We start from the raw sequence: 7,463 nt of genomic DNA, 5'->3' as shown, positions 1-7,463 counted from the left end.
GAATTATCCTCGAATCGCCCAGAAGGCCAGGTTCAAGCCCGGGAACTGCCCGGCGATATGGAAGGCAAATCCGCCGGAGTTGTGCAGTTGCTGCCAGTGCTCGCTGCCCCGGTCCAACTCGTAATAGGTACTGCCTGCGTGATACGGGATCTGCCGTGGCGCCACCGGCAACGGCAGCAGGCCGATGCCCGGCAGTTGCAGGTTGACCATGTCGCGGATGTGCTCCACCGAACCGACCTTGCTCTGTTGGCCGAAGCGCGCCCGCAGGGTCTCGCCGGGCACGTCGGCGCGCACCACCAGGATGAAGCTGGCGCTCTCGAGCAGGGTTTTGTCGGCAAGCATGGCCACGTGGATGCCATAGGCTTTTTCCACAATAGGGATCGGCGTGGCCTTGCTGTCGATCAGCATCGACAGCGCTTCACGCAGCGCCTGCATGACCGGGGCAAAGCTCAGCGCCAGGTCGTCATGCTGGTATTGCGGGTATTCCTGAGGGCGCCGGCCCGAGGTCGAAAAGGTCGAGAACTCGCCGGCCAGGCTCACCAGTTCACTGAAGAAGCGCTCCGGGTGCAGCGGGCTCAACTGGCTGAAATGCTGGAGCAGCGGCTGGGCGCGGTTGACCAATTGCAGCAGCATGAAGTCGGCAATCTCCGACGCACCACCGGCCCCCGAGGCGACCACGCGGCCAGCCAGGGCTTCGCCGCGCTGGTGCAGCAGGCCGAGCAGCTCACTGCGAAAGGCCGTCAACGGTTTGCTCGCGGCGACGTCGAGCACCGGCGGGATGTAAGTGTCATCCAGCACCAGTGCGCGGTCGGCGCGTTTTTCCTTGATGCGCACAAGGCCCACGGCGGCGTAATCGCTGATGCCATCCTGGGCCGTCAGCAGGCGCAGGGCGCGCGAACCGACAGCCACGGGCGCACGGTTCTCGAACGGGGCATTGTCATCGCGCACTTCGCGCACCTGGCTGACATACCGCGCAGCTTCCAGGGCTTCGCCCGCTTCCACGGTATCGCGGGCACCGGCGCGCTTGAGCGGCAAGGCCAGGTACACCAGGCCGTCGCGCAGGTTGTCGTCGATATTCAACGGGCTCGGCGCGAGGTCGTCCTGAGGGATATTGAACGGCGTGCCATCCGGCAACAGGCCGCGCGCCGAAACGATCGCCAGCTTGCCCTGGGCCAGCAGCCCCTGGTCGATCAGCAACTCGGAAAAGCCCCAGGCACCGGCAGACAACGGGCGGCTGCGGGCGTCGATCAGGTTTTCCAGGTAACGGTCATGCTGCTGGAAGTGCTGCGTTCCGATGAACATGCCTTCCGACCAGACCACGCGATTGTTCCAGGACATGGGGGCTCCGAGGGTTTCTTATTGGGCAGGGCTGGATGGGGTAACCACGACGTCGGCACGTACGACGCGTACATCGAGGCTGATCTGATATTCGGTGTATTGGCGCGGTGGCACGTTGATCACCGTGCGCCATTGCGCACGGTCCAGCTCGCGATAGCCCACCAGCAAGCCGATCTGGCGCGTGGCAGGGTCGAGGTCGCGCTGGATGCTCAGTTGCTGGCCGGGTTGCACCATCACTTCATCCTGGTCCAGCAGGTCCAGGCCGAGGGTCGATTGCGCGCGATCCGCCAGGGCGAAGTAGTCGGAGCGCCCGAAGGTAGCGGCATTTTTCAGCTCGAAGATGCGCACGCGCACGGGGGCGGCCTGGCCGTTGGCGCCCGGGTTGAGCCCGGCAATGGCATGAAAGTGCAACTCGACCGCGGCGGTGTCCGCTTCAGTTTCGCCCGCCACTTCGGGCTTGGCCGCGTCCTTGGCACACGCCGTCAGCAGCAGCACAGTAGCGGCTGCGAGTAAAAACCTGGGAATCATCCTGCGTCCTCAATGACGTTCTTAGCTATCCGTTAAATCCGTGTACTGCGTGTTCAGCGCCGCTGTCGTGCGCTGTGTTCTTCGTAGGCTCGGCTGAATTCGCGGCCGAACAGGTCCTGGAAATCTTCCTGGGCCTCGCGGGAAATATTGCTGTAAAGCTCAGTGAACTGCTGCCAGTACTGCGCCTGGCGCGAACCGTTGAACAGGCTTGATAAGCCGCCGGGCTTGCCCATGCGCTCCTCCAACTGCGAGGGTTCAAAGCGGGTGAGCAGGTGCTTGATCGCGGCCTCCACGCCGGCCATCACGGCCAGTTGGTGAGCACGCAGGTCATCGAAACTGTCGCGCACGGCCGCGTCCGGTGCCATAAACGCCTGGTTGCCGTGGCGAAGCAGCAGCAGCAAGGCTTCGTCGGCATTCGGCGCGAATTTCAACGGGTTGTTCTCGGCGGGCCGGATCATGGTCTGCTGCATGCGGAACTCGCCTTTGAGGCTGGCGCGGGCACGCAATACGTCGATCAGACCCTCGACCATCAGGCGGTAGCTGCGGCCGATGTTTTCCATCTGGGCGCAGGCATCGGCCTTGTCCAGACGCAACTGCTCCAGCCCGGCGCCACGCAGGAATGCTTGCAACAAGTCGGGGGATTGCTGGGGCTCGGCCACGGGAAGCACCGGCTCGACCACGGGCGGCGGCTGAATCACCGGGGCGACCGGCGGTGGCGGTGCAACCGGAACGACCGGTGCTACCGGAGCTACCGGAGCTACCGGTGCTACCGGTGCTACCGGTGCCGGGGTATCGGCAAACAGGTCCCAATCATCGGGAATCAGCGAGCCTGCGACCACGGGTTTTTCCACCGCCACCGGCGTCGGCGGGCGGAAGTCGTGCTGCTCGGGCGGTACATGATCCGCCACGGTGGGCGGCGGCACAGCAGTGGGGCTGAGGAAGTCGAATAGGTCCGGCAAGGTGTCCATTGCCGAGGCACCCTGGAACTGCGGCGCGATCACCGGGGTCGGCGTTGGTGGCTTTGCCACGGCGCCCATCAACGCCTCGAAGCTGTTCGGCGAATCACCGGCAAACGGTTGGCTATCAATGGCTTGCACGTTGAAATCGATACGCGCCTGGATCTCGTAGTCGCCGATGCGGATCAACTCACCATCTTGCAGCGGCTCGCTATTGCCACGGCGCATGCGGATACCGGCGCGAACCAACTCCACCCCGTTTGTACTGTTATCGGTTAAATAATAACGGCCATCTTTGTATTGAATAACGCAATGCTGCGAAGAGACGAGACGCTCCGGATCAGGCAAGACCCAGTCATTATCCGAACTGCGGCCAATAGCCATCACGCCCTGGTCCATGGACTTTTCCGAGCACTGACCAGGGGTAATCTTGTGATAACTAGTGATAGTCAAACACAGCGACATCTTGCCTCCTTGCTGATTACATCGCGCGCGGTCGATTCCCGGGGCTACGCTTCCCGGGACATGCCCGCCAGGTCACACAAAATGACCCTGAATCTACCTAAACCCGCAAGATCGCTGATCTTAGCTGGCTTGCATGACAAAAATCCTGCTTGGCGGGCGCCGTTCGACCCACCAGTCGCGCAGGTTGTTAAACACCGCACATCTGTCACAGAGGACGAATAGCTTACCTTGACAAGGCATAAGTACTACACCAAAAATGCACAACTTCTTGAACATCACTGATGTCACAGTAGTGGCACTCTGACTATATGACCAAGAAAACATGCAAAGTTCCTCAGACAACTAATGCATGCATTGCCCGCCATCTATCGGGCTGATAAGGAGATCAAACTCAGTGGATGTGCCGTTGCTGCTCGCCGCCGTTTCCCCGACTTCGCCCTGTGGCGAAGACATGGAATATGACGCGCAATTTCTCCAGCTGGAGCGTGATGCCAAGGGCCAACCCGAGCGCAGCATGGGCGACTCGATCCTGCCCGCCGAACCGCCGGAATGGCGCAGCATCCAGCAGCAAAGCCTCGATTTGCTGCAACGCAGCAAAGACCTGCGCATCACCCATTTCCTGCTGCAAAGCACCCTTGCCCTGCAAGGCGTGGCCGGGTTGGCTGAAGTTCTTTCGTTGATCAACGCCTTGCTGCGCGACTATTGGGTCGACCTGCACCCACGCCTGGATGCAGACGACGATAACGACCCCACCGTGCGCGTCAACGCCCTGTCCGGCCTGACCGGTGACACGACCATCCGCCTGCTGCGCGAAAGCATCCTCACGCGCTCGCGCACCTTCGGCCCGGTCAGCCTGCGGGCGGCGCTCAATGCCAGCGGCCTGCAAATTTTTGCCGACGAGCAGCTCGGTGCCCAGCAACTCCACGCCGCGTTCCTCGACAGTGACCCCGAGCACCTGCAAGCCACCCGTGACGCCTTGAGCGCAGCGCGTGCGGCGTGCGAGGCCATCGAGGAGCAGGTCAATGAACAGGTCGGTTCCGCCCGGGGCGTGGACTTGAGCGCCTTGAAGCAACCGCTCAAGCAGGCGCTGCAGATACTCAATCAAGCGGTGCCAGGCACCGACAACAGTGGCGAACCCGAGGCCGTCAGTGACGACAATGCCCCCTCGGTCGACTTCGCCGCTGCGCCTGTGGCAGTGCGCCCGGCCGGCGATATTGCCAGCCGCGACGACGTGCTGCGCAGCCTCGACAAGATCCTTGCGTACTACACCCGACATGAGCCTTCGAGCCCGCTGCCGGTGCTGTTGAATCGGGCCAAGAACCTGGTGCACGCCGACTTCGCGGCCATCGTGCGCAATCTGATTCCCGACGGCATGTCCCAATTTGAAAACCTGCGCGGCCCGGACAGCGAGTAAGCCACCGGGCTATGCAGTAACAACACCGTCGCTCAAGCGACCAGGAGCAGCAACGTGGCGAAGCAAAGTTCTCAGAAATTCATTGCGCGCAACCGTGCGCCTCGAGTGCAGATCGAGTACGACGTCGAGCTCTACGGCGCCGAGAAGAAGGTCCAACTGCCCTTCGTAATGGGTGTGATGGCCGACCTCGCCGGCAAACCTGCCGAGCCGCTCGCCGCCGTGGCCGACCGCAAATTCCTTGAAGTGGACGTCGACAACTTCGACTCGCGCCTCAAGGCCATGCAACCGCGCGTGGCCTTCCACGTCCCCAACGAACTGACCGGCGAAGGCAACCTGAGCCTGGACATCACCTTCGAGAGCATGGACGACTTCAGCCCGGCCGCCGTGGCGCGCAAGGTCGATTCGCTGAACCAGCTGCTCGAAGCCCGCACCCAGCTGGCCAACCTGCTGACCTACATGGACGGCAAGACCGGCGCTGAAGAAATCATCATGAAGGCAATCAAGGACCCGGCACTGCTTCAGGCACTTGCCAGCGCGCCTAAGCCTGCAGGGGACCAGTAATCATGACCGACAATACCGCCCGCGAAGGCAGCCAGATCCTCGGCACCCAGACCGAAGAAGCCAGCGAGTTCGCCAACCTGCTGCTGCAGGAATTCAAACCAAAGACCGAGCGTGCCCGCGAAGCCGTGGAAACCGCAGTGCGCACCCTGGCCGAACAGGCCCTGGCGCAAACCGACCTGGTGTCCAACGACGCGATCAAGTCGATCGAATCGATCATCGCGGCCATCGACGCCAAGCTCACCGCCCAGGTCAACCAGATCATTCATCACCAGGATTTCCAGCAGCTGGAAAGCGCCTGGCGTGGCCTGCACTACCTCGTCAACAACACCGAGAGCGATGAGCAGCTCAAGATTCGCGTGCTCAACATCTCCAAGCCCGAACTGCACAAGACCCTGAAGAAATTCAAGGGCACCGCATGGGACCAGAGCCCGATCTTCAAGAAAATGTACGAAGAAGAATACGGCCAGTTCGGCGGTGAGCCGTACGGCTGCCTGGTAGGCGACTACTACTTCGATCAGTCGCCACCCGACGTGGAGTTGCTGGGCGAGCTGTCGAAAGTCTGCGCCGCCATGCACTCCCCGTTCATCGCTGCCGCTTCGCCGACCGTGATGGGCATGGGCTCGTGGCAGGAACTGTCGAACCCGCGCGACCTGACCAAGATCTTCACCACCCCGGAATACGCCGGCTGGCGCTCGCTGCGTGAATCGGAAGACTCGCGCTACATCGGCCTGACCATGCCGCGCTTCCTGGCTCGCCTGCCGTATGGCGCCAAGACCGACCCGGTGGAAGCCTTCGCCTTCGAAGAAAACACCGACGGCGCCGACAGCTCCAAGTACACCTGGGCCAACGCCGCCTACGCGATGGCCGTGAACATCAACCGCTCGTTCAAGCACTACGGCTGGTGCTCGCGCATCCGTGGCGTGGAGTCCGGTGGTGAAGTGGAAAACCTGCCGGCCCACACGTTTCCTACCGATGACGGTGGTGTGGACATGAAGTGCCCGACCGAAATCGCCATCAGCGACCGCCGTGAAGCGGAACTGGCGAAGAACGGTTTCATGCCGCTGCTGCACAAGAAAAACACCGACTTCGCCGCCTTCATCGGTGCCCAGTCGTTGCAGAAACCGGCCGAGTACGATGACCCGGACGCCACCGCCAACGCCAACTTGGCTGCGCGCTTGCCGTACCTGTTCGCCACCTGCCGTTTCGCTCACTACTTGAAGTGCATCGTGCGTGACAAGATCGGTTCCTTCAAAGAGAAGGACGAGATGCAGCGCTGGTTGCAGGACTGGATCCTCAACTACGTCGACGGCGACCCGGCCCACTCCACCGAAACCACCAAGGCCCAGCACCCATTGGCTGCCGCTGAAGTGATCGTGGAAGAAGTGGAAGGCAACCCGGGTTACTACAACTCCAAGTTCTACCTGCGCCCGCACTACCAGCTCGAAGGGCTGACCGTGTCGTTGCGCCTGGTATCGAAGCTGCCTTCGGCAAAAGGCGCTTAACACACAGACGCTCGTTCCCACGCTCCGCGTGGGAATGTCGCCCGGGACGCTCTGCGTCCCAGTGACGCGCAGCATCACCGGATGCGTTCCCACGCAGAGCGTGGGAACGATCACCAAATCGAGTGGCAGGGGCCACACAGGGAGAAAACATGGCTGTTGATATTTTCATCAAGATCGGCGACATCAAGGGCGAGTCCATGGACAAGGCCCACAAGGACGAAATCGACGTACTGAACTGGAGCTGGGGCATGTCCCAGTCCGGCAACATGCACGTCGGCGGTGGCGGTGGCGCCGGCAAGGTGAATATCCAGGACCTGTCGCTGACCAAGTACGTCGACAAGGCGTCGCCTAACCTGATGATGCACTGCGCCAGCGGCAAGCACATCGACAAGGTCAAGCTGACCGTGCGCAAGGCCGGTGGTGAAAGCCAGGTCGAGTACATGGTGATCAACCTGGAAGAAGTGCTGGTAACGTCCCTGAGCACCGGCGGTTCGGGCACTGATGACCGCCTGACCGAGAACGTCACCCTGAACTTTGCCCAAGTGATGGTCGACTACCAGCCGCAGAAAGCCGACGGCACCAAAGACGGCGGCGCGATCAAGTTTGGCTGGAACATCCGTTCCAACACCAAGCGCTGATAGCTCTGGTGGCCGTGGCCCAGCGCCACGGCCCCAGAAACTTTGTCCTCCTCACACCCCG

Annotated in this window: 7 protein-coding genes; 4 read left to right on the top strand and 3 right to left on the bottom strand. The window is 61.9% G+C overall.

What is annotated here, in order from left to right; genetic code table 11:
• Positions 1-3: 3 nt before the first annotated feature.
• The 3 genes from tssK to tagH are packed head-to-tail and all read right to left on the bottom strand — an operon-like array spanning position 4 to position 3,287.
• The gene (gene tssK / locus JBE38_RS11240; RefSeq protein WP_161548595.1) at positions 4-1,338 is read right to left on the bottom strand and encodes a type VI secretion system baseplate subunit TssK; all 1,335 of its coding nucleotides are present in this window, start codon (positions 1,336-1,338) and stop codon (positions 4-6) included.
• Between the two features lie 18 nt (positions 1,339-1,356).
• Entirely contained in the window at positions 1,357-1,866 is a 510-nt protein-coding gene (gene tssJ, locus JBE38_RS11235) for a type VI secretion system lipoprotein TssJ (protein WP_205344310.1), read from the bottom strand.
• A 53-nt stretch (positions 1,867-1,919) separates the two neighbouring features.
• Positions 1,920-3,287: a type VI secretion system-associated FHA domain protein TagH gene (gene tagH / locus JBE38_RS11230; protein ID WP_205344309.1), complete on the bottom strand. Its 1,368-nt coding sequence runs from the start codon at positions 3,285-3,287 to the stop codon at positions 1,920-1,922.
• Positions 3,288-3,681: 394 nt separating this feature from the next.
• On the opposite strand from tagH, the gene tssA reads away from it, so the two are divergent.
• From tssA to JBE38_RS11210, 4 genes are all read left to right on the top strand, one after another.
• Entirely contained in the window at positions 3,682-4,701 is a 1,020-nt protein-coding gene (gene tssA, locus JBE38_RS11225; RefSeq protein ID WP_205344308.1) for a type VI secretion system protein TssA, read from the top strand.
• A gap of 54 nt (positions 4,702-4,755) precedes the next feature.
• Positions 4,756-5,262, top strand: a complete 507-nt coding sequence (gene tssB / locus JBE38_RS11220; RefSeq protein WP_003231688.1) for a type VI secretion system contractile sheath small subunit — start codon at positions 4,756-4,758, stop codon at positions 5,260-5,262.
• 2 nt (positions 5,263-5,264) lie between these two features.
• Positions 5,265-6,764 carry a type VI secretion system contractile sheath large subunit gene (tssC, locus tag JBE38_RS11215; protein ID WP_060756663.1) on the top strand — a complete coding sequence of 500 codons (1,500 nt, stop codon included), beginning with the start codon at positions 5,265-5,267 and terminating at the stop codon, positions 6,762-6,764.
• Positions 6,765-6,913: 149 nt separating this feature from the next.
• A complete protein-coding gene (locus JBE38_RS11210; protein ID WP_060756662.1) occupies positions 6,914-7,402 on the top strand; it encodes an Hcp family type VI secretion system effector in 489 nt (162 codons plus the stop codon).
• The last annotated feature ends 61 nt before the right edge of the window (positions 7,403-7,463 follow it).

The sequence above is a fragment of the Pseudomonas sp. ICBG1301 genome (assembly GCF_016918385.1).
GTDB classification, from domain to species: domain Bacteria; phylum Pseudomonadota; class Gammaproteobacteria; order Pseudomonadales; family Pseudomonadaceae; genus Aquipseudomonas; species Aquipseudomonas palleroniana.
Note: the sequence above shows the minus strand (reverse complement) of the source record. Positions and strands in the feature narration are given on the sequence as shown.